This window comes from Arthrobacter sp. P1_B11 (assembly GCF_056406715.1).
Window position 1 is genome coordinate 20,345 of sequence record NZ_JBFTZQ010000023.1, and the last position, 23,333, is coordinate 43,677.

A 23,333-nucleotide genomic window follows, 5' to 3' on the forward strand; every position below is an offset into this window, starting at 1 on the left:
TGCCGATAGGTGGGCTGGCGAAGCGTGGTACTGACAGGGACTCCCTCAGGACCGGATGAGTTTGTAGCGTGGTCGGCATGGACAACCGCACCGCGATTTGTGAGTTCCCCGCCGCCCGGCGTGCGAAGCTCAGCTGGGCGGCGACCGAATCGACTTCCACCGCCAGCAAGGAGCACGCATGAACGTCGAACCCACCAACCCCACCGGCAAGAATCCGCCCGAGCAGTTTGTCGGCGATGTGTGGCTGGACCCCATCGCGCTTCCCCACGAAAGCGATCAGCGCATGATCGTCGCGACCGTGCGATTCGCCCCCGGCGCCCGCACCGCCTGGCACTCCCACGCCCGCGGACAGTACCTCCGGGTTACCCAGGGCGTCGCCCGGTTCGGCGGCCGCGACGGCAGCATCATCGAGGTCCACCCCGGCCAGACCCTGTACACCCCGCCCGGCGAAGAACACTGGCACGCCGCCGCACCCGGCTGCTTCATGGAGCACATCGCCATGCTGGAGAACGGTGATGACCCGGCCACGACCACCACCTGGCTCGAACACATCACCGACAACGAGTACAACGGCACCCAGTCCTGACTGACCCCTCGCTCGAGTCCCATCGACGCGGGAAGCACCACGAACAGACCACCGACCACAACGGAGACTAAACCATGCACACACGTACTCTCGGACAAGGCCTGACCGTCTCTGCGGTCGGCTTGGGCTGCATGGGCATGTCGCAAAGCTACGGGCCCAACCCTGGCAGCCGCGAGGACATGATCGCTGTGATCCGCTCCGCATACGACCTCGGGGTGACCTTCTTCGACACCGCCGAGGTGTATGGACCGTATCTGAACGAGGAGCTGGTCGGTGAGGCTTTGGAGCCGATCCGCCACCAGGTACAGGTCGCCACCAAGTTCGGGTGGCGCATCGAGGGCGGTAAGAGCATCGGCCTGGACAGCCGGCCCGAGCAGATCCGCCGCGTCGCTGACGCCTCACTGAAGCGTCTCCGGACCGATGTAATCGACCTGTTCTACCAGCACCGCGTCGATCCCAGCGTTCCCATCGAGGATGTCGCCGGCACCGTCGGCGAGCTGATTGCAGAAGGCAAGGTCCGGCACTTCGGACTGTCGGAAGCATCGGCCCAGACCATCCGTCGTGCGCACGAGGTGCAGCCGGTGACGGCGGTCCAGAGCGAGTACTCCCTGTGGACCCGCGACCCCGAGGCGGAGGTGCTTCCGGCGCTCGCTGAGCTGGGCATCGGCTTCGTGCCGTTCAGTCCGCTCGGCAAGGGCTTCCTCACCGGCACCGTCGACACGGCCACCACCTTCGCTGAGGGCGACGTCCGCGCCACGATCCCCCGCTTCACCCAGGAGAACAGGTCCGCGAACGCCGCGCTCGTCGAGCACGTCACCGGCCTCGCCCGCAGCAAGGGCACCACCCCTGCGCAGATCGCGTTGGCGTGGCTGCTCGCGCAGCAGCCATGGATCGTGCCCATTCCGGGCACGCGCAGCACCCCCCGAATCGAAGAGAACGCCGGCGCCACGGCCGTGGCCCTGTCCGCGGACGAGGCCGCAGATCTCGCCGCGCTCGCGCGGCGGATCGGTGTGCAGGGCGCCCGCTACAACGACCAGCATCTGGGATTCGTCAACCGCTGACGCCTAAGGAAGCACATGACCCAAACACATCCCAGCCCAGGCCATGTCGCCGCCCCCGCCGAAGGGCGCGGCTTCGTCGCGGCCACCGTCTCGTTCGTCTCGGTGTTCGCCGCCGGAGCCGCAGCCATTCCCCTCTACGACACCTACCGGAGTGCCGACGGCCTTACCAATGACCAGTTCTCGCTGGCCGCCGTAACCTACTTCGTCTGCGCCGTGTTCGCCCTGCTCGTCCTCGGCCGGCTCTCCAACCACCACGGGCGCCGTCCGGTCTCGATTGCCGCGCTCCTGATCGCCATCGCCGGGTGCCTCACCCTGCTGTGGGTCCACAGCTCCCTCCCGCTCCTGCTCGGCCGGGCCCTTCAAGGACTTGCCGCCGGCCTGGCCTCCAGCGCCATCGGCGCCTACATCGTCGACACCGCACCCCGGCGCTCCAGGTGGCTTGTCGCGGCCGTCACCACTGCCGGCGCCACCGTCGGCCTCGCCCTTGGCGTCTTCCTCTCCGGGTGCTCGTCCAGTTCGCGCCGGCCCCGCGCGAGCTCACCTTCTGCGTGTTCGCCGTGATCCTGCTCGGCTGCGCGATCGCCCTCGCCACCCGCCCCGAGACCGTCACCCGCACCGCCGGCGCCTGGTCCTCACTGATCCCACGGCTCGTCGTTCCCAACGCGTCCCGCCCCTACCTGCCCCTCGCCTCCGGCGTCTTTGTCGCCACCTGGGCGTTCGGTGGCTACTTCACCTCGTTCGGCCCCTCCATCGCGGCCGAGGATCTCGGCTCGCACAGTCCGCTCGTCGCGGCCGCCGTATTCGCCTCCTACATGGCGCCGAGCTTTCTCGGCGGGTTCATCGCCGGGCGTTTCACACCCGCGGCCGCGCAGCGCACGGGGATGACGCTCGTCGCCGCCGCAAGCATCGGCCTCGCGTTCGCCAGCAGCGCCGGCATCCTTGGCTTGTATATCGGTGCGGGCGTCGTCGGCGGCATCGGGATGGGGATCGCCACCTCCGGCAGCATGAACACTCTCCTGCCCGAGGCGCTCCCCCGGGAGCGCGCCGGCCTGCTTGCCGTGATCTACGCTATCTCGTACACCGGGTCCGCCGTCCCCAGCCTCATCGCCGGACAGGCCAGCCGGGTCCTGAGCCTCCCCGCCATCACCGCCGGCTACGCCGTGCTCGCCGCCATTGTCTGGATCACCACCCTCATCGCCGCCCGGAACCCGCCCGCGCCGGCCGGGCTTTGATGCCGGAATGCCCGACGGCGGGTCCTGAGGCAACCGCCGTCGGCAGTTAGTCCAGTTCTTTCGCAAGCGACGGGGCTCAAAAGCGGCAGCGTAGATCCGAATGCTACGCAGGCAGTCATGACCACAATCCCCCATTTGGAACTGCGAAATCAGAGATGTGTCTCGTAACTAACGGTGGATACAGCGATTCAACCAGAAGGCTGTGAGACGTAGTTACGAGCCGCGGACGAACTCCAACGATTCCACGAAAACTAAGGCACTGCCGTCGCCGCGGTCGTTCAGTCGGTGAGACGTGTCGTATCTCAAGGGTTGTGAGACGCCTACGAGATCGCAGATAAGGCACCCTCGCGGTGTGAATCGCAGGACTATATGGCCCGTTTTTCGCGGCACTATTTGGCGTGCTCGCATCCCCCGGCCGTCCCGTTAGGAAACAGCATTTGGGACGCCGCGAGGTAAGCCTGCTGTGCTGAGGGGCCTTCTTCGCGGGGTCGGTTTCTTATGGGACCTTTTTTAGAGGCGTGCGGTGTGAGGGAGACGTTTGAGTGTCGGTGGCCGGCCGGAGGACGGAAAGGGCTGCGAGGGCGGTGAGCGAGAGCAGGGATGCGGCGATGATGAAGCTGACCTGCATCCCGTGGACGAAGTTGGAGCGGTCGGCGATAAGGGCGCCGAAGACAGCGATGGCGACAGCGCCGCCGACCTGCCGAAAGGTGTTGAACACGGCACTTGCGGTGCCCGCCTTCTCACTTGGCGCGCTCGCGAGGACAACGGAGGTGACTTGCGGCATCGCAACTGATCCGCCGGACCCGGTGAGGATCAGGAAGGCTCCCACCAGGAGCGGGGACCCCATCGGTGCGGTGATAATCATGGCGGTGAGCCCAAGGATCATAATCGTCAATCCGAGAACGATTGGCGTCCGGGGCCCGAAACGGTTTGCGAAAGTTCCACTGACGATGTTTCCAACGACGCTGAACGCCGCGGAGGGCAGGAAGACGAGTCCGGCCTGGAGCGGTGTCAGTCCGAGGTGTTGTTGGAGGAAGAGGCTGAGTACGAAGACGGTACCGAAATGGCTCGCCATGAACGAAAACCCGACAGCAAGGGACACTCGCATTCCGGAAGAGCGGAACAACTCCAAGGGCATCATGGGGTGCCGGCTGCGCGCCTGGATCAGGAGAAATCCCGTGATGCCCGCGGCTGCGGTTGTCAGGCTCAGCACGACTGGCATCGAACTGAAGCCCTCAGCTCCTCCGGTGATGAGGCCGTACATCAACGCGGTCAGGGCGATGATCGCTGTGGTCTGTCCGGCCCAGTCGAAGGAAACCGGCCGGCGCGGCGAGGTGGCGACGGAGGCCAGGAGTACGAGCATCGCGATGCAGACGGGAAGGTTGATCGCGAACACGAGTCGCCAGTTGATGGTCGTGAGCAGGCCGCCGACAAGTGGACCCACGGCCCCGGCGACGGCGCCGCCGACGGCCCAGATCCCGAGGGCGTGTGCGCGACGTCTCGGGTCGGGGAAGGCCTGCCGGATCAATGCCATTGAGGCGGGAAGCATGACCGACGCTGCACCACCCTGGACGGCGCGCGCGGCGATCAGCAAGCCCGCAGTCGGCGCGATGGCGCAGGCGATCGAGGCCACCAGGAACACGGCGATACCGATTCCGAAGGCCCTTTTCGCGCCGATCCGGTCCGAGAGGTTTCCCGCGAACAGCAGCAACGCTGCGAACATGAGTGTGTAGGTATCGATGACCCACTGCTGGCCGGCGGTTCCGCCGCCGAGTTCCTTGCCGATGCTGGTCAGCGCGAGGTTCACGATCAGGATGTCGAGAGTGATGAGGAAGAACCCGAGAGAGGCCAGCACTAGTGTGACTCGCGCCTGTGGCCCATCCGTCGTGACCGGAACGGGAACCGGGGAGGGGCTTGTTGTTTCGCGTTGAGACAAGGTTTTCCTCTGGAGGAGATGGCTGGGGGCTGGGATTGGCCCTGAGGCGGTGTCGGGCCGCTTCCACTATCGAACCTCATCATCCGCGCGGGCGGGGTTCCCTCCTGAGGGGTGTCCTGGCGGGGAACCCCACGCTAGAGAAACCGCTCGTAGTGTTGTGTCATGACTGAGCGGAACCGAGACGAAGTTCGTGAGTTTCTCACGACGCGGCGGGCGAAAGTGCGGCCGGACCAGGTCGGTCTGGCACCCGGGCCGAACCGGCGCGTCCCCGGGCTTCGCCGTACCGAGGTCGCGCTGCTGGCCGGGATGAGCGTGGAGTACTACTCCCGTTTGGAGCGTGGGGATCTCACTGGAGCGTCTGACGCGGTCCTTCACAGCATCGCGGGTGCACTTCTGCTTGACGAAGCCGAACGCGAGCACCTTTTCGATCTGGCACGGGCCACTTCGGCCTCCCCGGGCCGCCGCCAGCGCCGCTCACCTCGGGACCCCGTGGTCCGCCCCGGCCTTCAGCTCGCCCTCGACGCGATCACAGGCGGCCCGGCACTGGTGCGGAACGGCCGGATGGACATCGTCGCCGCGAACGCGCTCGGCAGAGCGCTGCACGTTGACGCCTACGCCTCAGCCGAACGGCCGGTCAATCTGGCCCGCCACGCCTTCCTGGACCGCAGGAAGGCCGAGCTCTTCTACCCCAACTGGGATGGCACTGCCGACGCGATCGTCGCGATCCTCCGGACCGAAGCCGGCCGCGATCCGTACGACAAAGACCTCCAGGACCTGATCGGTGAACTTTCCACCCGGAGCGAGGAGTTCCGGACCAAATGGGGCGCCCACAACGTCCGGCGGCACGCAACCGGCCTCAAACACTTCCACCACCCGATCGTCGGCACCCTGGACCTTCTGTTTGAGGCCAGCGAGCTGATGGCCGATCAGGGATGGAGCCTCCTGATTTACAYGGCGGAGCCGGGAACACCGACGGCGGACGCTCTTCGGCTTCTGGCGAGCTGGGCGGCGACCCAGGAGGAAGAGCAGGAAACGGCGCCGGCACCCACGAAATCCAACACACCCCGCGACGCCTAGACCGCTTCGGTGTTGCCTCCTTTCGCCGCCCCACCGAACAGAATCGACTTCGCACACGGCACCGGAACGACTGAACCCCTCATCTCGCGAACGACCGATAGTGAGACTGCCCTAGGGGTGTCATTTTCCGAAGTCGTCTGCACGGAACGTCAGGAGTCCTCTGCACTACAGGAACAGCTCATCTGGGGCGGGGCGGGTCGAGCAAGGATCCAGCGGGCCCGCCTGATTGGTGGTGCGGTTTGGCTAATTCGTTGGTGAGGCGTGCATGCCACAATGAGGCCATGACTCGAATCCTCATGATCGGCATCCACGCGCGAGCCCTCGACTATAGCAAGCTGCCTCCTGGCCTCGACGAGGCCACGATGACCGAACGGATCGAAGCGGGGTTCGGGGCCACTACGGCCGCCGGCTTCGACGCCGTCAACTGCCTGATCGGCACCTCCCCGGACGAGGCCGAAGCAGAGATTCGCTCGGCGTTCGGTCGTGATCGTTTCGGCCTAGTGATGATCGGGGGCGGCATCAGGATGATCCCGGAGTACACCGAGCTCTTCGAACGGATCATCAACGTGTGCAATGCGGAATCGCCCGGAATCACCTTCTGCTTCAACACATCGCCCGAGACGACTCTGGACGCGTTGGAGCGTCACGCCCAGCCGTGAACGTCTGCGACGCGATCCGGTGCGTCGACTAGCCTCGGCGTTTCGTGTCGGCGGTCATGAGATGCGCCTCTGCTCACGTGCGGCTGCGATGTATTGGGAATGGGTGCTCGCCTTACGGGAACTGTTGCGACACGGAGCGACCAAAAAACGCCGCCACAGAGCGACCAACTCCACACGTGCAGTGTTTCGTGCAAAGGTCAGTGTCGGCGTTCCGCGAATTGGCGCTGACTATGTCAATCCTTCTTGGCCCCGGCTGGACGGACGTATCTGGCCCCACCAGGAGCCCCGAGGCTTATTCCGCCTCAAGTGGCATTTATGCGAGGAAGGCACCGACACTCTAGCCTTGGGACCAGTCATTGACGGCTGGAACTGGAACTCTGTCAGGGGCTCGGAAACCGCAGGGATGGTTACGTGGGGAACTTACCTGCTGCAGGGGACGTGGGACGGCACAACCTTCACCCTTGGGCAAACACCTCCACGCCCTCTCGGACCCAATGAGTCCGCGCCATGGCCAAAGGACCCTCGAATGGACACAGCGCATCGAGGCGTTGGCACGCCGGATCAGCTGAGGAAGATCCGAAACGATCTGTCGCAATCCAGTGATCCAGCGCTGCTTTATGCAAAGGTCGAAAACGGGTATGTCTTTGTCAGGGTCATTTACGACGACGGAACCATCCAGAAAAATATGGACCGACTCTACGGCTCGAAAATTGTCGCCGTTGAATCCGCCCTTCTACCCGCCACCTAATGCATCGTTTTGAAGGTTTCAAAGACAGACCAGGCCGAGCTAGCCGGACTATCCCGCACGGGGTTCCCAACCGGGGCAAGAAACTACTCACACAAGCGACAATTGTTGGCTTGGGAATCCGAAATAAGTTGTGCCATCACCATCGGGGCCCTCAAAAAGTTCCTCCCGTTCACTCCGGTTGGTTTCGCCCCAATAGCTCTCTGATCGACTGCTTCAGACTTCGCCGTGCCGGTCTAAACACCTGTCGCCAATCGAAAACCGTCTGTTCCAAGGCGACTTCCTCGTTGCTTCTGGCTAGCCACACAACTCCGTACTCCTCGAGGACGTTCGCGGCATACTCATCAGCCAAAATATAGGAATCCAGGGGACCTTCTTCCAATGAGGAGCTGACGACTTCCGCCCATTGACCAGGCGTTGGCTCCGGATGGAAAAGAATCAGCCTGTTGGTGTACTTACCCTGGGTGATCACGCCGACACGGCCGTTTGGTTCCCAAAATTCCTTGTCGGAAAGCAACGCCAGCAGGCTTCCTCGGTCGCCATTTCCTGCCGTCGTCATGACTGGCCACCTCATTACCTCTGGTTCTGGAGATGATCCCAATCTACCAACCGAAATATCTAGCGCCGGGGTTGGCGCGTTCCAGTAGCGCCCGTCCTAGGGAAAATGAGGCCCACAGGCCCCTGTAAAGGTTACTGATCAGGGGGCGTCCGGTTTACGTTCCTTCTGAGGGAGCCCGACACCCTTCTCCTAATCGATTCGGTGTCTTGAAACCTCGTGCCTCGTATCCCTAGGGTTATAAGACTTTCCATGCTCCACTTCGGGGACGTTCACCGGGGCGGTAAACCGGGCAGGGCATACGGGGCATCCCGATGTCTGCCCCTCACACGTTCGAGAAATCAAGGGGTGTGCCCTTCCATCGACCGGCTTGCGGGACGTAAGTGAGCCACCCGCTTTCGGGACGTTAGCGTGGACTTGGCGGTACAAGGTCAACTCGACAGAGGGACCCTTTGCTTTGTCTTTGTATCCGGCAACTTGAGCGAAAGATTGTAGGCTCCGAACAGGGCAAGGATTTTGAACCCAATCGACTGGAGGAGCCCGTGAAAGCTGAAGAGATTGTGCGGGATCGCCCTCGCAATTTAGGTCGCCGGCGGAGTGGTCAAAACATTAGGGGGCCTGCTCGCTCTAGTCGGAGTTATGGGCTTCGTTCGGGCCAGGAAACGTCAGCGTATGTAATGCTGCAGCGGAGGGCCGGCAGAGGTTCCCGCAAATGGAACCCAGGCAAGACAGTAATCGACACACGTGGCATATCAACAGACGCGCCTGGCGGACGATAAGGTTGCGCTACGTTTGGCGTCGGAGCCTCCAAGACAGGCAGGATATGAGCTCGAATCCAGAACCCGTGGACTTTCGTTCATCCGTAGAACTGATCCTGTTCAAAGATCAGGACGGGCTCTTCAACGCTGCAAACGACCTCACTCAGATTCCCAAGTATGCAGCGATAGAAGTCTCGTACCTTCTTGCCATCGAGCACGGAGTGAAGGAAGCCTACCTGAACTATGGCTGGTTCCTTCGCGGCATCAACCGGCCCAAGGAAGCAATAGCTCAATTCCAGAAGACGTTGGAAATAGGGGATCCTCAGGCGGCCTATTTATCTGGGAGAAACCTCCCTGGAGATGGGCAAACATCTTCAGGCCATAAAATGGCTGCGCCTCGCTGGCGAAAATCCTCTCGTGCCGCTCCGCTTGGCCAGATCGTACAGAGCAGTAGGCGATGAACTGTCCGCCGTGGAGGTCCTACGCGAAGGATGCGAAACGAGCCCTGAGGCCGCCGTGGAACTCATCCACACCACAGATGACGATCAATCTACGGGAAAACATCTGGAAAACGGCAAGGTAGAGGTTTTGATCGTGCTGGCGGATCTTTATTCGAAGGTGGGCAACCCACAGACGGAAATTGAACTCCTCAGACGCAGCGTCGCAGAGGGTGAACCCAGCGCACTTCATAACTTGGGCTTTGCGCTTTGGAATTCTGGCCAGGTGCGGGAGGGCAGGGCGTTACTGAAGAAGGCTGCGCAGCAGGGCGACAAACTATCCCCAAAAGTCCTGCGCAAGATTCGCGGTAAGCAGCGTCACGGACGGCGTCACAGGCCGATAGACGGATCGCCCTCAAAGCTCATAACCATTCGCCGGGCGGCCACGCGTGATCTACGAATCTCTTCAGATGAGGGCTGGCGGCTCATCGCGTGGATTAGTCCTCTCCAACTGCCTCGTTCGGGGTTGGTCCTTGAATCGCAGTTTCATTCTCGATTGGCCACACGTTTGGGCGATTGGGGTGCCGCATGCTCGTCCTAGTCTCCGCCCTGGCAGGAATCCAATACCTGATCGACAGGTTCCTTTTGGATAACTAAAGGACTAATCCAGTCAGAGCAGAACCATCCACGGCTGCTCAGCCGTGCGTGGTCAACGCGCCGCAGTCAGGGATCCTACTGGCAAACTGCGTAGGTCCAACCCAACCTGCCGGGAGTGTCTGTGTCTTCGGCATTGGAGACAACATCGTGTTGAAGAACACCTAACTGTTGAGAGTAAGAAGCGATCCTCAGCAGGGCGTGGCCCAGCGGTAGATGTGAGTCGGACTTCCATCTGCTGGCCACCCGACGTGGGGCCGCGGGTGGTGGATCGATTCCTCCACCGCTCGGAGGAACGCGCTCAGCGCCTCGTCTCGTACCTGGTTAGGACCACGCCGCCGGGAAACGTCCGCGTCTCGACCAGGTCCAGGTTCACCCAGCTGTCCAGCGCAGTGAAGAACGGCGTGCCGCCGCCCACCAGGACCGGATGGGTGGCCAGCGCGTACTCGTCGATCAGACCGGCCCGCATGGCCGCCCCGGCGAGCGTTGCGCCGCCGACGCTCATCGGGCCTCCGTCCTCGGCCTTGAGCCGGGTGATCTCGGCGATCGCGTCGCCGGTGACCAGGCGCGTGTTCCAATCGACCTTGTCGATCTTCGAGGAGAACACCACCTTCGGCGTGTCCCGCCAGTTCCGCGCGAACTCGATCTCCGCCGGGGTGGCGTTGGGCTGCTGGTCGCCGGTCGGCCAGTAGGAGCTCATGGTCTCCCAGAGCTTGCGGCCGTACAGCGACAGGCTGCTAGCCACCTCCTGGTCGAGCCACCACTGGAACAGTTCGTCGCTCGGCCCGCTCCAGCCGATGTCGTCGCCGGCCGCGGCGATGTAGCCGTCCAGGGTCAGGTTCATGCCGTAGATCAGTTTCCGCACGGCGCCAGCCTTCCGTCAGTCGGTCTCCAGCTTATAGACCAGCACGGAGCAGGAACCTCTGTCGTCCCGCACATGATCAGCAGCATCCTGTCCCTCATGGAGCCACAGTAACTGCCCATGATCTGGATGCCATAGCCTTCGGTCCTCATTTCAACTGAGCTATCTGGTGAAGGATCCCCAACTGGACGCAATGCCCCAATGACTTCCGTCGTGCAAGAATCGCCGCATGGATGAGGATGAGCGGCAGACAAGGGAACAATTGATGGTCGTCGATGCCCTGGTACAGGCGATGGATCGGCGTGACGAGGTCTTCCAGATGATTGAGGATTCAGAGGACGGGGACGAAGCAATCCGTCGGGTGGGTCAGCTGTTGGGTGTAGGAGAGCTGTGCAGCCGGGCAGTCCTCGACCTGCAGGCTAGAAGATTCACCCGAGACCAGCGTCAGGCCATCGCTTCCCATGCAGAAGAACTTAGATCAAAGTTGCCTGATGGCCGCTGAGGACTTCGTGTTCTCCGTCGACTACTTGTTCCCTCAGCGCGACGCTACCAGGAAGCAGCTGCTCACCGTTGTGCCCAGCTAACTCGGTGTCTAGAAACCTTCCCGTCTCGTATTGCTAGGGTTCCGAGACGCGCCTGCGCTTTGGTAGATTCGGCTCGTTCGAGGGCAAGCTTAACGGGCAGGGCCATGCGGCCATCAGGGGCGATTGAAGGAAGGGCACTCAGGACCCGTGCAGCGGTTCATCAGGCCACCCATTGAACAGATCGCGGCCGCCTAAAGAGGCCTATTCTGAGGGCATGTCGCAGTTCGGTGACACGATTCCCCCGGCGCTTCGCCCGGGGGAATCGCCGGGGGTTCGCCCGCCGCTGGAGGTTGCGCTGGCGAAGGGGGTGAAGGGCATCCCGCCGGCTTCTGCCTTGCCTGACCAGATGCTTTTCGAGCCCAAGTTTGGTGGTTATCGTGTTCTGATTTTTAGGGATCGGAATCGGGCCAGTCCGTGGTCGCGCCAGGGTAAGGACCTGACCCGGTATTCTATTGGCGTCAGTGGCGCCATTCTGACGTTTGGCCTCGTGAGAGTGCAGTTGTTCGTGCGCGATAAGTGTCGCTCACTTGTTCTCCGTGGGCTGGCCTCTAGACGGTTTGGTGTCTTGCGCGCAACTACCCTTCGAGCTCAATCCCCGTTATCTCGGCCAACTGCTTGAGGAGTCGGTCTTGGAAGCTGCTGTCGCGAGCTTCGGCGGCGATGGAGACTGGTCGGCGGTGGTGCCAGACTTGGCCGCTGCGGGTGGCATCTCGGCTGCCACTGACCGCGAGCCAGGCTTGAGTGAGGTGGCCTTGATCAAGATCGTCGGGGGCGGAAGGGCCGCCCATGCGCGTGGGTACCCAGCCGGGGTCGACCGCGTGGCTCATGACGTCTGGCCAACGGCGGGCGATGGCGAGAGCGAGTGCGGTGACGAAGAGCTTGCTGTCGCAGTAGGCCTGGGTGCCGTTCCACCGGCGGGTGTTCCAGTCGAGGTCGCTGAGGTTGCCGTCGCCGCTGACGTGCATGTCGCTGGTGAGGTAGATCAGCCGGTCTGGCTTCTGAATCAGCCCGGTCAGTAGGTAGGGGGCGAGGGTATTGACCGCCAGCACCCGCGGGTGCCCCTCAGGGCTGGGGTTACGATCGCGGTCGCCGTAGACTCCCGCGTTATGAATGACGGCGTCCATCGGGCCGAGCTGGTTGACCTGGTCAGCGAGGTGGCGGGTCTGCTGAACGCTGGCAAGATCGCCAACGACCAGGGCCGCACCGCGATCGACCAAGTCGGTCAACGCGGCCGCGCGGTTGGTGTCGCGGGCGTGAACGACAATCTGGTGCCCTTCGTCGAGCAGGGTGGTGGCGGCGGCTCGACCGAGCCCTTGGGCGGAACCGGTGATCAGGATGCGAGCCACGAGCGGTCCTTTCGTACGCTGGTCAACTGAGGAAGCGTTCGACGGGGGCGTTGTCGACGTAGATGCGTTGGTCGGTGAACTTGCCGTCGATGAGGGTGAAGATCGAACAGGCGTTGATGTTCACTTCGCTGTCGTCGTGGAGGCGCCAGATGCTGGTGACCTCGACGATGACCACCCCACCGTCTTCCTGCCAGACGTTGATCAGCGGGTGGGCCAGCGACTTGACCTTGCCGAGCAGGGTAATCATCTGGCCCAGCATGGCGTCGCGCCCGGCGATGGTCGGTGCGTTGGCGAAGGTCAGGGTGATGTTGTCGGCGTAGTAGGAACCCAGCCGTTCGTGATCTTTGGCCTCCATGGCGTCGAAGTAGGCGGTCAGGAGGCCGATGGTGTCCTGGTCGGCTTGAGGCATGATTGTTCCTTTGTGATGAAGGGCTGGGGTACGCAGTCGAGCGAGGGACCGGCTGCGGTTGGTGCCGGCGCAAGACCTGCTCAGTGGCGAGGTTGAGCCACTCAGTCGGTTGATGGCATGGCGGTCGTGACGGGTGGCCGTTCCGGTCCGGTGCCGGCGCGGTGATGGAAGGCTGCCGGTTCGCTGGCCAACGCCGTGAGTGTGTCCAGCTGCGACTGTTCGAGCTTGACGTCGGCCGCTGTGGCGTTGGCGTGGAGCTCGTCGGGGGTTTCGGCGCCGACGATGGCGGAAGCGACGGCCGGGCGGGACAACAGCCAGGCCAGCGAAACCTGGTACGGCGCCAGTCCCCATGTACGGCTGAGACGCTCGACCTGCCGAGCAACGGCAATCTCGGCGTCGCTGAACCCTGCTCCGGCGAAACGCTGGTCACCCGAGACGTCCCGGTCCAGAACGCGAAGGTCGGCAAGCAGGCCGCCGTGCAGCGGCGCGTAGGGAACGATCGACAGCCCGAACCGCTGGCAGGCGGGCACCAGCTCACGTTGGGCGGCCCGATCGATGAGGTTGTACTTTACCTGGGCGGCGACGGGCGCCTGCTGACGCCGATCATCCGCGATCCACAGGGCTTGTGTAACCTGCCAGGCAGGATGGTTGGACAAGCCAACGTAGCGGATCTTGCCCTGCCGGATGAGATCGTCGTATGCCGCCAGGGTCTGCTCCAACGGCGTGTCCGGGTCGGGATCGTGGGCGTAGTAGAGGTCTATGTAGTCAGTTTCCAGGCGGCGTAGGCTCGCCTCGACCTGACGGATGATGTGTCGACGTGACAGGCCACGGTCGTTGATGTCGTGCCCGACGATTCCGTTGGACTTGGTAGCGATCACCACCTCGTCGCGACGTCCGCGGAGGGCACGGCCGAGGATCTGCTCGGAGGGTTCACGATCAGCGGCGACGGGGGCACCGGGCCGGTCGAAGACCGGCATGTTGCCGTATACGTCGGCGGTGTCGACGAAGTTGATCCCCAGGTTGATAGCTGCGCCAACGACCTGGTCGGCATCCTGCGCGGTCGGTGCGACGCCAAATGTGGCGGTGCCCAGACAAATCCGGGACACTTTTACGCCGGTCGAGCCGAGGACTGAGTATTCCATCAGAGTTCCTTGTCTTCCATGGTGGTTGGCGGGCGGCCGGGCTTGGCAGGTGCCGGACGTCAGGGAGGATGTTTGCGTCGTGGGAGTCGTGGTCGAGCCTGCTGTCGACGGCGCCCCTATCTGGAGATAAACTGTAACCGAGTGGTAGGTTTTGGTCAACGGATTCATGAGAAGGTGGAACCTATGTCGAATAGCACAGGGACTACCTCACGGGGTCCCTACCGCACCGGAATCCGGCGGCGTGAACAGATCGTCGCTGTCGCCATCGCGGTCTTCGGAGAGAACGGCTACGCGGGTGGCTCGATCCGGACCATCGCTGACCGGGTCGGGGTCTCCCACGCCACGCTGCTGCAGCATTTCGGCAGCAAGGAAGGACTCCTCACGGCAGTGCTGCAGGAGTGGGACCGACGAACTGTCGAAGCCAGCCTCACGGGTGTTCTCGGTCTGGACTATTTCCGCCGACTACCTGAGGTCATGACTGCGCATCTGAGCAACCGGGGGCTGCTCGAGTTGTTCACCACCATCGCGGCCGAGGCATCCAGCCCGGCCCATCCGGCTCACGTCTTCATTCAACGCCGCTATACGGACAACCTCGAAACTCTCGCACTCCATCTCCGGCAAGCGGTCGACGCCGGCGACGTGGCACCGCTCACCTCAGCCGAAATCGAGATAGAAGTTCGCCTGGTCACCGCCGTGTTGGACGGAATCGGGCTGCAATGGCTGCTTGACCCGTCCACCAAGGTCAGCGCCAGCGTCGAGACCTATATCAACCGAACGGTCGAAGCCTGGCGTAGTAACCGGCACTAAGGACCACATAGGCGATGCTTCCCCGGGATATCCAAGGGCTTCAGTCCTGGCGGGTCGCATCTTGCATCGTGCCGCGGCGGCCATCCAAACCATCACTTGGCGCCGGCCTGTTGAGTTGCCCTATGAGTTGACGGTTCGCCTCCCGGGCGGCACCTAGTTCTTCCTCCTGGTCTTGCATCTTGGCCCGCAGTTCTTCGATCTCGTTCTGCAGTGTGTGGCGTTGTAGTGGTGGCGGCTGCTGCCGACGGCTGGTCAGCGGCCGCGTAAACGTCCGCACGAAGGTCGAGATGGCGGTGGATAGCCTGGTCGGGACGGTCGTTCCGCCATCCCCTCCGTCTTGTCCGAGCCAGACCCGAGCTGCATCCGGATGAGCTTTCGTCACCCTTTGATCGGACCTGAAGATACAGCCATTTCGGAAAGCCCGCGAAGTAAGCATGAAGCCGCCTTCCAGGCCATGACGTGGGTGACATAAGCCTTGAAGTGAGGAGGCCCCGGGGCTTAGTGGAGGTATCTGACATCTTCACGGCCCGCGGAGGCCCTCAGTAACCCCATACCCTCTTACCGGCGGGCCGGGGAAGCCGGAGCTTCCCGGAGCCACAAACGTGCCCTGTTGCGCAGCTGACCCGCACGGTATGTTGCTCGAATGGACGATACATATCAGGTCATCGTGGTTGGCGGTGGGTTTGCCGGCATGACCGCGGCCGAGGAGCTCGGCCGCAAGGGCATTCGGGTACTCCTGATCGACGTGAACAACTACCATCAGTTCCAGCCCCTTCTGTACCAGGTGGCGGCGTCGCAGATCGGCGTGTCGGCGGTGGCTCGGCCTCTTCGTTCCGTGTTCCGCGGCATAAATGGTGTGCGCGTCCTCACGGCGGAGGTGACGGCGATCGATTCCGTCACCCGAACCGTCACCACGGCCGACGGTTCCCGTCACCAGGCACGGATCCTCGTAATTGCCACAGGTGCCGTCCCGAACTTCTTCAACACTCCGGGCGCCGAAGAACACGCCTATCCGCTGTATTCAGTGGCTGACGCCACGCGGCTGAGCGCTTCCCTCACCCGCGTCCTGGATGAGGCGGACCGTGAACATGCGGGCAGCGTGGACGTCGTTGTGGTCGGCGGTGGCCCCACCGGAGTGGAGACCGCCGGTGCGCTGGCAGAGAACGTCAAGTACATTGTGCCGAAGTATTTTTCGCCCGGCCTTGCGGGCCGGTGTCGAGTCCATCTCGTGGATATGGTGCCGAACGTGCTGATGGCGTTCTCCGCCAAATCACAGACGTATACCCGTGACCGTCTGGTGAAACTCGGGGTACAACTACACATGGGCCAAGGCGTGACAGACGTCCGTCCCGACGGCGTCACGCTCGCGGACGGCACCGTCATTCGAGCCAAGATCGTTGTGTGGGCCGGGGGCCTGCAGGCCGGAAAAATCATCGCCGAGTCCGGCCTGCCGCAGGGGAAAGGCGGACGCATCGACGTGCTGACCGATCTGACCGCGGCCGGGGCCGAGGGCGTCTACGTGCTGGGCGATGCAGCCAACATCACCGATGCCAGGGGCGCCAAACTTCCCCAGCTCGGTTCGGTCGCCCAGCAGTCCGGCAAATGGGCCGCCCGCAACATCTACGCTGACCTCACCGGCCAAATGCGCCAGCCGTTCGTCTATTGGGACAAGGGCTACATGGCAATGGTCGGCCGCGGAGCCGCAGTCGCCGAACTCGGCCGCAAGCGTATCCAACTGCAAGGCCCGCTGGCGTTCGTCTCCTGGCTGGGAGTTCACCTCGCCTTGCTGCCCGGTTTCCAGCAGAAGCTCCAGGCCCTCTTTTCCTGGGCTAATGGCTACGTCACGCACAGTCCGTCGCAGGTGATTGTCGGCAAACCGGACTAGCCGATATGAGGTAGGCGCGTCGCATGCGGTAGCTCGCCACCAGCACCGCGATTCCCGAATCAACCCGTTCTTGAAATCCTTCGTCTGTGAGAACGAGAACTGCAGCGCCCCGGTCGCTTGGTCGAGGCGCTCAGCGGCAGGGCAGCGGCACGCTAGCTCGTCGCGGTCACCTGGTGCCGGGGATCGTCATTGCCGTTGCTGGACTCCCGAAGTCCGGCCACCAGCTGGCCTACTTGGGCCACTGCTGACCTGATCTTGGTCGGGTTGCTGATCGTGAGGAATTGCAGCATGAGGCCGTCAAGTGCGGCGAAAATGGCCAAGGAGGCCTCACCGCTGGTGTCCAGTCCCCGTTTGCTCAAGGCTTCTTCAACAGTGCTTACGTAGTTCTCGTAGAGACGCTCCACCATGGAACGGATCTGCGGATTGCGCCTCGACTCTAGGATCATTTCGAACTGGAACAGTTGCAGTTCGGGTTCAGCTGAGACCGATGCAATAAGAGAGTCGGCAAAGTCATCGTCAAAGTCCGCGATCCCGGCCAGGCCCGTTTCCCGGATGGACCTCTGTACCGCCCACTCCATCGTGGCGGCCAGCAGCCCTTCCAAGGACCCGAAGTGGTGCGTCACCAAGGCGTGGTTGACGCCCGCACGCGCTGCCACGGACCGATACGTCACTCCTCGGAGGCCCTTTTCTGCGACCACGTCGATGACGGCCGCTAGCAGCGCCTCGCGGCCATCTCCGTACGGCAACTTGCGAGTTTCCTGGCTCATACAGCGAGTCTAGCCGCGTTACGCGTCGCAAAGTCGCCCGTTGACAGTTCAAACTATACAAACGTATAGTTTCAATTGTGGCTCAGATCACCCGACGATCTGCCCCTCCCAGGAACAGCTTCTGGCCTTTTGCTGCCGCGCACCGGCGCGCTACAGCAGGCTTCCTACCCTCCGCATCGGCGTCGACAATGCACTCCTGAAGGACCCACCCATGAATCAAGAATCCAGTCAGACCACCGCACATCTTGAAGTAGAAGATCCCCTCTCCACGGCGACTTCGGTCCGGTTGAGAGCGAACAGGCTCGGTGTTGTCGCCATTGCCTTTTTTGCCATCGCGGCGGCCGCGCCGATGGCTGCGGTCGTGGGTGCCAGCCCCGTCCTCTTTTCCGCCAGCGGTCCCGGAACGCCAGTGATCTACGCCATCGCCGCACTGTTGGTTGCTCTCTTTTCGGTCGGCTACCTGCGGATGAGTCAGCACATCACCAACGCCGGCGGCTTTGTGGCCTACATCGCCAAAGGCCTGGGCAACAAGTGGGCCACGGGTGGCGCGGGAATCGCGATACTGACCTATCTCAGCCTTCAGATCGGCCTATGGGCACAGTTCGGCGTGTTTGCCCAGCAGCTGATTGAAAGCCTCACCGGCATCGGACTTCCTGTCTACGTCTGGATCGTGGTCATTCTGGCGGTAACTACCGGGCTGACGATGCGGGGCGTCGACGCAAGCCTGAAAGTGCTGGGAGTTCTCATCCTTGGCGAAACGCTGGTCATAGCTGCGTTGGTTGTATCTCTCGTGGCCCAAAACGGCCTGGGAATCTTCACCTTCGAAGGCTTCACCAGCTCGAACATCTTCGGACCCGGTTTAGGAATTTCCTTGCTTTTCGCCTTCGCATGCTTCACCAGCTTCGAAGCAACCGTTGTCTTCGCCGAGGAGGCGAAGAATCCTCGACGCACAATTCCGCGCGCCGCCTACCTCGTCATCGCGTTCATCGGCGTTTTCTACGCACTTTCCACCTGGGCCATCAGCGGCGCCATCGGAATCGACAAAATTCAGGCGGCGTCCACGGAAAACCCCTCGGGAATGATCTTCGACTTGGCAGAAGCCAGCGCCGGTTCATGGCTCAGCGTCGCCATGCAAGTACTCGTCGTCACCAGCTTCATCGCGATGCTCCTGGGACTGTCCAACATGTTCTCGCGCTACCTGTTTGCGCTCGGACGGGCCGGCGCACTCCCCGCCAAGCTCGCCTCGGTCTCCAAGACCGGCGCCCCGTCTTTTGCAGGCCTTGTGAATGGGCTCGTTGTTCTGGCCATCATCAGCACCTTCCTCCTGACCGGGGCGGACCCCATTACCACCGTGTTCGCGTGGTTCGTAGCCTTGGGTACGGCCGGGTTCATCGCAATCCTGTTGGTGACCTCGGCCGCGATCCTCGTCTATTTCGCCAGAACGGGCGTCCGCGACAACCTCTGGGTGACCGTGATCGCTCCCGCACTGTCCTTCCTTGCCTTCGTAATTGTCGGTTACCTGACGCTGGACAACTACGACGTCCTGCTTGGCGGCGCTGGCGGCGTGGCACGCTGGCTCCTCATCGGCATCCCGCTCTTCTTCGCAGCCGGACTGGTACGGGGCAGGCAAAAGCCCGCGATCAATTACGCCGCAGAAATCCTCTGACATCCACTTCCGATACGCCCATCCCCAGGGCACCCCCGTGCCCGATGAAAGGAACCATCCAATGACGTCCACAGAGATCCAGGACTACATCCCCGAAGACGAATGGCCCCCCGTGTCAGCCATGCTGGACGGCTTCGGCGACCAGACACTGCCTGCCACTTCCGCCTTGTCCAACACGGCCCTGACCATACCGGCACCTGCGGGCTCCATCACCGAATACGCCTTCAAGGACGCGTCCTCCCTAGGCTGGTCCGGCCCCTCAGGAAGCGGAACAGCAACCTACAAAGCAATCGAAGCCCGTCCTGGCGTCTTCATCATCGACTTCGTCCGCAGTGAAGGCATCGACGCCGAAAACGTCACCATCATCTTCGACCGCAACACCGGCGCCGTCACCAGCGGCGTCTCCGCCTTCGTCACCGTGGACGGCAGGATCCGGAGCACCACAGAATTCACGCACTCGAACGCCGACGGTTCGTCATCCCTGCACGAGCGATCCTCCGGCCTGGTCGGGAAGCGGATCTTCTACCGCTACAGCGATGTGGAGAGTTACGAGCACATCTACCTGAATGCGGGAACGTTCACCTGGAACTGCGTCCGCGGCGGAGAGGCCGGACTCGCGGATACGGACCGTTGCATGACCTGGGCCGTCGCCGAAGACCTTTACATCTTCTTCTGGACCGAGAAAGTCATGACAGTTGAAGCCGTGCTGCTCGTGGATCTCCGTGAACAGCGCTCGATCGGGCGGATGTTCGGCTGGGACGACCCCGCCGCCGAGCCTGTCATCCTGCCGTTCAACTCACGGCTCAGCGTGCTAAACACCACCGAGTACCCGCAGGACACCCGCAAACACTAACCGCAAACCGATGCCCGGCCAGCCGGTCCGGCCAACAAACTCAAGGAGCAACATCATGTCCCAGGTCTTCCACACCCAGCACACCGACGCAGCCTTCGAACCCTTCGAACTCGGGAATGTGCAATGGCTTCTCCGCCCCGGCGACAATGGCAACGACGCGCTGAGCTCCGGCATCTGGAAGGTCACGCCCGAGGAGGCGCCCGAACCCTTCGACCTGCCCATCGACCAGGACGAAACCATCTACATCGTCTCCGGACACCTGCGCATCGACGTCAAGGGCGCCGACACCTTCGACCTCACAGCCGGGTCCATGGCCTCCCTCTCCAAGGGTGCGATGACCCGCTGGACCGTCCTGGAACCCACCATCGAATTCTTCGTCTACAGCTAAGGGGAGAATCTCCGTGGAAACCTCCGATGTCATCATTGTGGGCGCCGGGTTTGCCGGCCTCACCGCCGCCCGTGAACTCTCGCGTCGCGGCCACACCACCACCCTGCTCGAAGCCCGGGACCGCATCGCAGGCCGCACCCACCTCGACGAACGGCTGGGCCGCAACCTCGAACTTGGCGGCACCTGGGTGCACTGGACCCAGCCTTACGTCTGGGCGGAAATGGGACGCTACGGGATCAACCCCGTCCCCGGGCCGGAGTTCACCAAGGCCTTCTGGACCGCCAACGGCCAGCTACGCGAAGGCAGCGCGGACAGTCTGCTTGAACTGCTCGACGCCCCGAACCAGGCCCTCCTGGCTGACTCGCGCCACTATTTCCCGCTTCCTTGGTCGCCACTGTCCAGCCCAGGAGTCGCGGACATCGACGGCATTACCCTTTCCGAGGCCATCGACCGGCTGGACCTGCCCGACGAGCAGCGCCAGCTCCTCCGCTCCTTCTGGACACTGAACTTCAACGGCAAGCTCGACCAGGCCGCCTACACCCAGGCCCTGCGCTGGTGCGCGGTCGCGACCGGCTCATGGCAGATCATGTTCGAGGCCTGCGCCAGCTTCAAGATCGACGGCGGCACCCGCCGCCTCGCTGAGGCCATCCTTGCCGATTCCACGGCGGAGCTGCGGCTGAACCAGCACGTTGTTTCCATCGCCCAGGACAACGCCGGCGTCATCGTCCACACCGCCGACGGCCAACAGTACGCGGCCCGGCAAATCGTCCTTGCCCTGCCCCTGAGCGTGCTGAACGACGTGGACATCCAGCCCGCTCTTTCTCCCGCCAAACTGGCAGCGGCAGCCAAGGGCCAAGCCGGGCAGGGAGCCAAACTGTGGATCAAAGTCAAAGGCCGCCAAGAGCGGTTCGTTGCCCTCGGCCCTGAAAACGGGGCGCTCAACTTCGCTCAGGCCGAATACATTGACCATGACAGCACCACCCTCGTCTGCTTTGGACCTGACGCCGCCGCCATCGATGTCGACGACCCTGTAGCTGCCCAAAGTCACCTCGACTCCCTCGTCCCAGGACTGGAAGTCCTCGAAATAGCCGGTCACAACTGGATCGACGACGAACACTCCAGATCCACCTGGCCAATGCACTACACCTGGTACCTCACCCGTTCGCTGGCCGAACTCCAAAGACCAGAAGGCCGGGTCCGCCTCGCCGGATCCGACTTCGCCAACGGCTGGGGAGGATTCATCGACGGCGCGATCGAAAGCGGCCTCGACGCAGCCAGAGCCGTAGCGGACCAACTGGCCGTAGAGTCCCGCGCCCCCATCGGCGCCAGCTGAAATACGCTACCCAATCCCAGTCCCGCCCACCTGAGCAGGACCATCGCTTGACTACTAGTGGAGTACCCCATGGAAACCTACGATGCCCTGCTGGCCTCGATCACCCCGGAGTCCGGCGAAACCCGGACCATCCTTGACCCCGCCACCGGAGAAGCAGTCGGTGAGGCGCCGGTCCACAGCGTCCAGGACCTGGAGCAGGCCATAGCCGCCGCATCGGCCGCCCAGCCGGCGTGGGCGGCGCTGGGCCACGACGCCCGGAGCTCCGCGCTGCTCAAGGCAGCCGACGCCGTCGAACGCTCCGCCGAGGAACTCGCCCGCCTGCTCTCCCGCGAGCAGGGAAAACCGCTCAACGGCCCCAACGCCCGCTTCGAAGTCGGCGCCTGCGCCGCCTGGCTGCGCGCCGCCGCCGGAACGCCGCTGGAGGCGGAAACCGTCGTGGACGACGGCGAAACCCGCGCCGAACTGCACTACCGGCCCATCGGCGTCGTCGGYGCSATCGGCCCGTGGAACTGGCCCATGATGATCACCATCTGGCAGATCGCCCCCGCCCTGCGGATGGGCAACGCCGTGGTGGTCAAACCGTCCGAATACACCCCGCTGTCCGTCCTGGCCCTGGCCAAGGTCCTCAACGAGGAACTCCCCGAAGGCCTCCTCACGGTCGTCTCCGGCGGCCGCGACGTCGGTGCCCGCCTGGCCGAACACCCCGCCATCGGCAAAGTCATGTTCACCGGCTCCACCGCCACCGGCAAGGCAATCATCAAATCCTCCGCCGACACCGTCAAGCGCCTCACCCTGGAACTTGGCGGCAACGACGCCGGCATCGTCCTCCCCGATGCCGACCCCCAGGCCATCGCAGAGGGCCTGTTCTGGGGCGCCTTCATCAACACCGGCCAGACCTGCGCGGCCCTCAAGCGCCTCTACGTCCACGACGACATCTACGACGCCGTCTGCGAGGCCCTCACTGCCGTCGCCGCCGCCATGCCCATGGGCGTGGGGCTGGACGAGAACAACGTCCTGGGCCCGCTGCAGAACAAGCAGCAGTTCGACATCGTGGCAGGGCTCGTKGAAGCMGCCARGGATTCCGGCGCGCGCGTGCTGCTCGGCGGCAACCCGGCCATGGAYCAGCCGGGCTACTTCTACCCCACSACGCTGGTCGCCGACATCGACAACGACAACCCCCTCGTGGCCGAGGAACAGTTCGGCCCGGCCCTGCCCATCATCCGCTACCGCACCGTGGACGAGGCCGTCGCCAAAGCGAACGGACTCGACGTCGGGCTTGGCGCCTCGGTCTGGTCCTCCGATCCGGCCCGCGCACGTGCGGTCGCAGCCCGCATCGAGGCCGGCACCGTGTGGATCAACAAGCACGGCGCAGTTGACCCCCGCGTCCCCTTCGGCGGCGCCAAACAATCCGGGTACGGCCTGGAATTCGGCGTCGAAGGCCTCAAAGCCCTCGGCATCCCCCAGGTCATCAACGGCTAACGGGTCACCTACCCTCGGCAGAAGAGCCGACGTCGCTCCATGCGACGGCGGCTCTTCTTCGTCCTCGCGAACCATTTTCAGCCGGGAACCAGACCCGCCGGGGAACGCCGG

At 63.2% G+C, this 23,333-nt stretch carries 24 protein-coding genes; 17 read left to right on the forward strand and 7 right to left on the reverse strand.

Annotation, left to right across the window (positions count from 1 at the left end):
* The first annotated feature begins 178 nt into the window (after nt 1–178).
* The 4 genes from AC1D14_RS16765 to AC1D14_RS16780 all read left to right on the forward strand — a co-directional run bounded on the left by AC1D14_RS16765 (nt 179) and on the right by AC1D14_RS16780 (nt 2,879).
* Nucleotides 179–586: a (R)-mandelonitrile lyase gene (locus tag AC1D14_RS16765; RefSeq protein ID WP_230120105.1), complete on the forward strand. Its 408-nt coding sequence runs from the start codon at nt 179–181 to the stop codon at nt 584–586.
* A gap of 74 nt (nt 587–660) precedes the next feature.
* Nucleotides 661–1,647: an aldo/keto reductase gene (locus tag AC1D14_RS16770; RefSeq protein ID WP_230120104.1), complete on the forward strand. Its 987-nt coding sequence runs from the start codon at nt 661–663 to the stop codon at nt 1,645–1,647.
* 15 nt (nt 1,648–1,662) lie between these two features.
* A complete protein-coding gene (locus AC1D14_RS16775) occupies nt 1,663–2,208 on the forward strand; it encodes an MFS transporter (protein ID WP_476968845.1) in 546 nt (181 codons plus the stop codon).
* The gene (locus AC1D14_RS16780) at nt 2,151–2,879 is read left to right on the forward strand and encodes an MFS transporter (protein ID WP_476968846.1); all 729 of its coding nucleotides are present in this window, start codon (nt 2,151–2,153) and stop codon (nt 2,877–2,879) included. The genes AC1D14_RS16775 and AC1D14_RS16780 overlap by 58 nt, the downstream gene beginning before the upstream one ends.
* A gap of 496 nt (nt 2,880–3,375) precedes the next feature.
* Here AC1D14_RS16780 and AC1D14_RS16785 read toward each other — a convergent pair whose 3' ends face one another.
* A complete protein-coding gene (locus tag AC1D14_RS16785) occupies nt 3,376–4,734 on the reverse strand; it encodes an MFS transporter (RefSeq protein WP_476968847.1) in 1,359 nt (452 codons plus the stop codon).
* Between the two features lie 243 nt (nt 4,735–4,977).
* Between AC1D14_RS16785 and AC1D14_RS16790 the strand changes: the two genes are divergently transcribed.
* From AC1D14_RS16790 to AC1D14_RS16800, 3 genes are all read left to right on the forward strand, one after another.
* Entirely contained in the window at nt 4,978–5,892 is a 915-nt protein-coding gene (locus AC1D14_RS16790) for a helix-turn-helix domain-containing protein (protein WP_476968848.1), read from the forward strand.
* Between the two features lie 281 nt (nt 5,893–6,173).
* A complete protein-coding gene (locus AC1D14_RS16795) occupies nt 6,174–6,551 on the forward strand; it encodes a hypothetical protein (RefSeq protein WP_028275079.1) in 378 nt (125 codons plus the stop codon).
* A 526-nt stretch (nt 6,552–7,077) separates the two neighbouring features.
* Nucleotides 7,078–7,299 (forward strand): hypothetical protein, encoded by a 222-nt coding sequence (locus tag AC1D14_RS16800; RefSeq protein ID WP_230120100.1) that lies wholly within the window; start codon nt 7,078–7,080, stop codon nt 7,297–7,299.
* 169 nt (nt 7,300–7,468) lie between these two features.
* On the opposite strand, the gene AC1D14_RS16805 is transcribed toward AC1D14_RS16800, so the two are convergent.
* Nucleotides 7,469–7,855 carry a hypothetical protein gene (locus AC1D14_RS16805; protein WP_230120099.1) on the reverse strand — a complete coding sequence of 129 codons (387 nt, stop codon included), beginning with the start codon at nt 7,853–7,855 and terminating at the stop codon, nt 7,469–7,471.
* 820 nt (nt 7,856–8,675) lie between these two features.
* On the opposite strand from AC1D14_RS16805, the gene AC1D14_RS16810 reads away from it, so the two are divergent.
* Both AC1D14_RS16810 and AC1D14_RS16815 read left to right on the forward strand, forming a co-directional pair.
* Entirely contained in the window at nt 8,676–9,071 is a 396-nt protein-coding gene (locus AC1D14_RS16810; RefSeq protein WP_230120098.1) for a hypothetical protein, read from the forward strand.
* A 55-nt stretch (nt 9,072–9,126) separates the two neighbouring features.
* A complete protein-coding gene (locus tag AC1D14_RS16815; protein WP_476968849.1) occupies nt 9,127–9,648 on the forward strand; it encodes a hypothetical protein in 522 nt (173 codons plus the stop codon).
* 354 nt (nt 9,649–10,002) lie between these two features.
* On the opposite strand, the gene AC1D14_RS16820 is transcribed toward AC1D14_RS16815, so the two are convergent.
* The gene (locus AC1D14_RS16820) at nt 10,003–10,566 is read right to left on the reverse strand and encodes a dihydrofolate reductase family protein (RefSeq protein ID WP_230120096.1); all 564 of its coding nucleotides are present in this window, start codon (nt 10,564–10,566) and stop codon (nt 10,003–10,005) included.
* Between the two features lie 226 nt (nt 10,567–10,792).
* Here AC1D14_RS16820 and AC1D14_RS16825 point away from each other — a divergent pair, with 226 nt between their 5' ends.
* Nucleotides 10,793–11,065, forward strand: coding sequence for a DNA gyrase subunit A (locus AC1D14_RS16825; RefSeq protein ID WP_230120095.1), 273 nt, complete (start codon nt 10,793–10,795; stop codon nt 11,063–11,065).
* A 657-nt stretch (nt 11,066–11,722) separates the two neighbouring features.
* Here the strand turns inward: AC1D14_RS16825 and AC1D14_RS16830 are convergent.
* The 3 genes from AC1D14_RS16830 to AC1D14_RS16840 all read right to left on the reverse strand — a co-directional run bounded on the left by AC1D14_RS16830 (nt 11,723) and on the right by AC1D14_RS16840 (nt 14,044).
* Nucleotides 11,723–12,493, reverse strand: a complete 771-nt coding sequence (locus AC1D14_RS16830; protein WP_476882398.1) for an SDR family NAD(P)-dependent oxidoreductase — start codon at nt 12,491–12,493, stop codon at nt 11,723–11,725.
* A 22-nt stretch (nt 12,494–12,515) separates the two neighbouring features.
* Entirely contained in the window at nt 12,516–12,902 is a 387-nt protein-coding gene (locus AC1D14_RS16835; RefSeq protein WP_230120093.1) for a nuclear transport factor 2 family protein, read from the reverse strand.
* A gap of 101 nt (nt 12,903–13,003) precedes the next feature.
* Complete coding sequence (locus tag AC1D14_RS16840; protein ID WP_230120092.1) at nt 13,004–14,044, reverse strand: aldo/keto reductase; 1,041 nt, start codon at nt 14,042–14,044, stop codon at nt 13,004–13,006.
* Nucleotides 14,045–14,227: 183 nt separating this feature from the next.
* Here AC1D14_RS16840 and AC1D14_RS16845 point away from each other — a divergent pair, with 183 nt between their 5' ends.
* The gene (locus AC1D14_RS16845) at nt 14,228–14,851 is read left to right on the forward strand and encodes a TetR/AcrR family transcriptional regulator (protein WP_230120091.1); all 624 of its coding nucleotides are present in this window, start codon (nt 14,228–14,230) and stop codon (nt 14,849–14,851) included.
* Between the two features lie 643 nt (nt 14,852–15,494).
* A complete protein-coding gene (locus AC1D14_RS16850) occupies nt 15,495–16,736 on the forward strand; it encodes an NAD(P)/FAD-dependent oxidoreductase (protein ID WP_476882400.1) in 1,242 nt (413 codons plus the stop codon).
* Between the two features lie 152 nt (nt 16,737–16,888).
* On the opposite strand, the gene AC1D14_RS16855 is transcribed toward AC1D14_RS16850, so the two are convergent.
* Nucleotides 16,889–17,503 (reverse strand): TetR/AcrR family transcriptional regulator, encoded by a 615-nt coding sequence (locus tag AC1D14_RS16855; protein WP_230120089.1) that lies wholly within the window; start codon nt 17,501–17,503, stop codon nt 16,889–16,891.
* Nucleotides 17,504–17,714: 211 nt separating this feature from the next.
* Here AC1D14_RS16855 and AC1D14_RS16860 point away from each other — a divergent pair, with 211 nt between their 5' ends.
* The 5 genes from AC1D14_RS16860 (at nt 17,715) to AC1D14_RS16880 (ending at nt 23,222) form a co-directional block, all read left to right on the forward strand.
* Nucleotides 17,715–19,169 carry an APC family permease gene (locus AC1D14_RS16860; protein WP_230120088.1) on the forward strand — a complete coding sequence of 485 codons (1,455 nt, stop codon included), beginning with the start codon at nt 17,715–17,717 and terminating at the stop codon, nt 19,167–19,169.
* A 61-nt stretch (nt 19,170–19,230) separates the two neighbouring features.
* The gene (locus AC1D14_RS16865; RefSeq protein WP_230120087.1) at nt 19,231–20,022 is read left to right on the forward strand and encodes a MoaF C-terminal domain-containing protein; all 792 of its coding nucleotides are present in this window, start codon (nt 19,231–19,233) and stop codon (nt 20,020–20,022) included.
* A 55-nt stretch (nt 20,023–20,077) separates the two neighbouring features.
* Nucleotides 20,078–20,410, forward strand: a complete 333-nt coding sequence (locus tag AC1D14_RS16870; RefSeq protein ID WP_230120086.1) for a cupin domain-containing protein — start codon at nt 20,078–20,080, stop codon at nt 20,408–20,410.
* A gap of 13 nt (nt 20,411–20,423) precedes the next feature.
* Nucleotides 20,424–21,743 carry a flavin monoamine oxidase family protein gene (locus AC1D14_RS16875; protein WP_230120085.1) on the forward strand — a complete coding sequence of 440 codons (1,320 nt, stop codon included), beginning with the start codon at nt 20,424–20,426 and terminating at the stop codon, nt 21,741–21,743.
* 69 nt (nt 21,744–21,812) lie between these two features.
* Complete coding sequence (locus tag AC1D14_RS16880; RefSeq protein WP_476968850.1) at nt 21,813–23,222, forward strand: aldehyde dehydrogenase family protein; 1,410 nt, start codon at nt 21,813–21,815, stop codon at nt 23,220–23,222.
* Nucleotides 23,223–23,333: the final 111 nt, after the last annotated feature.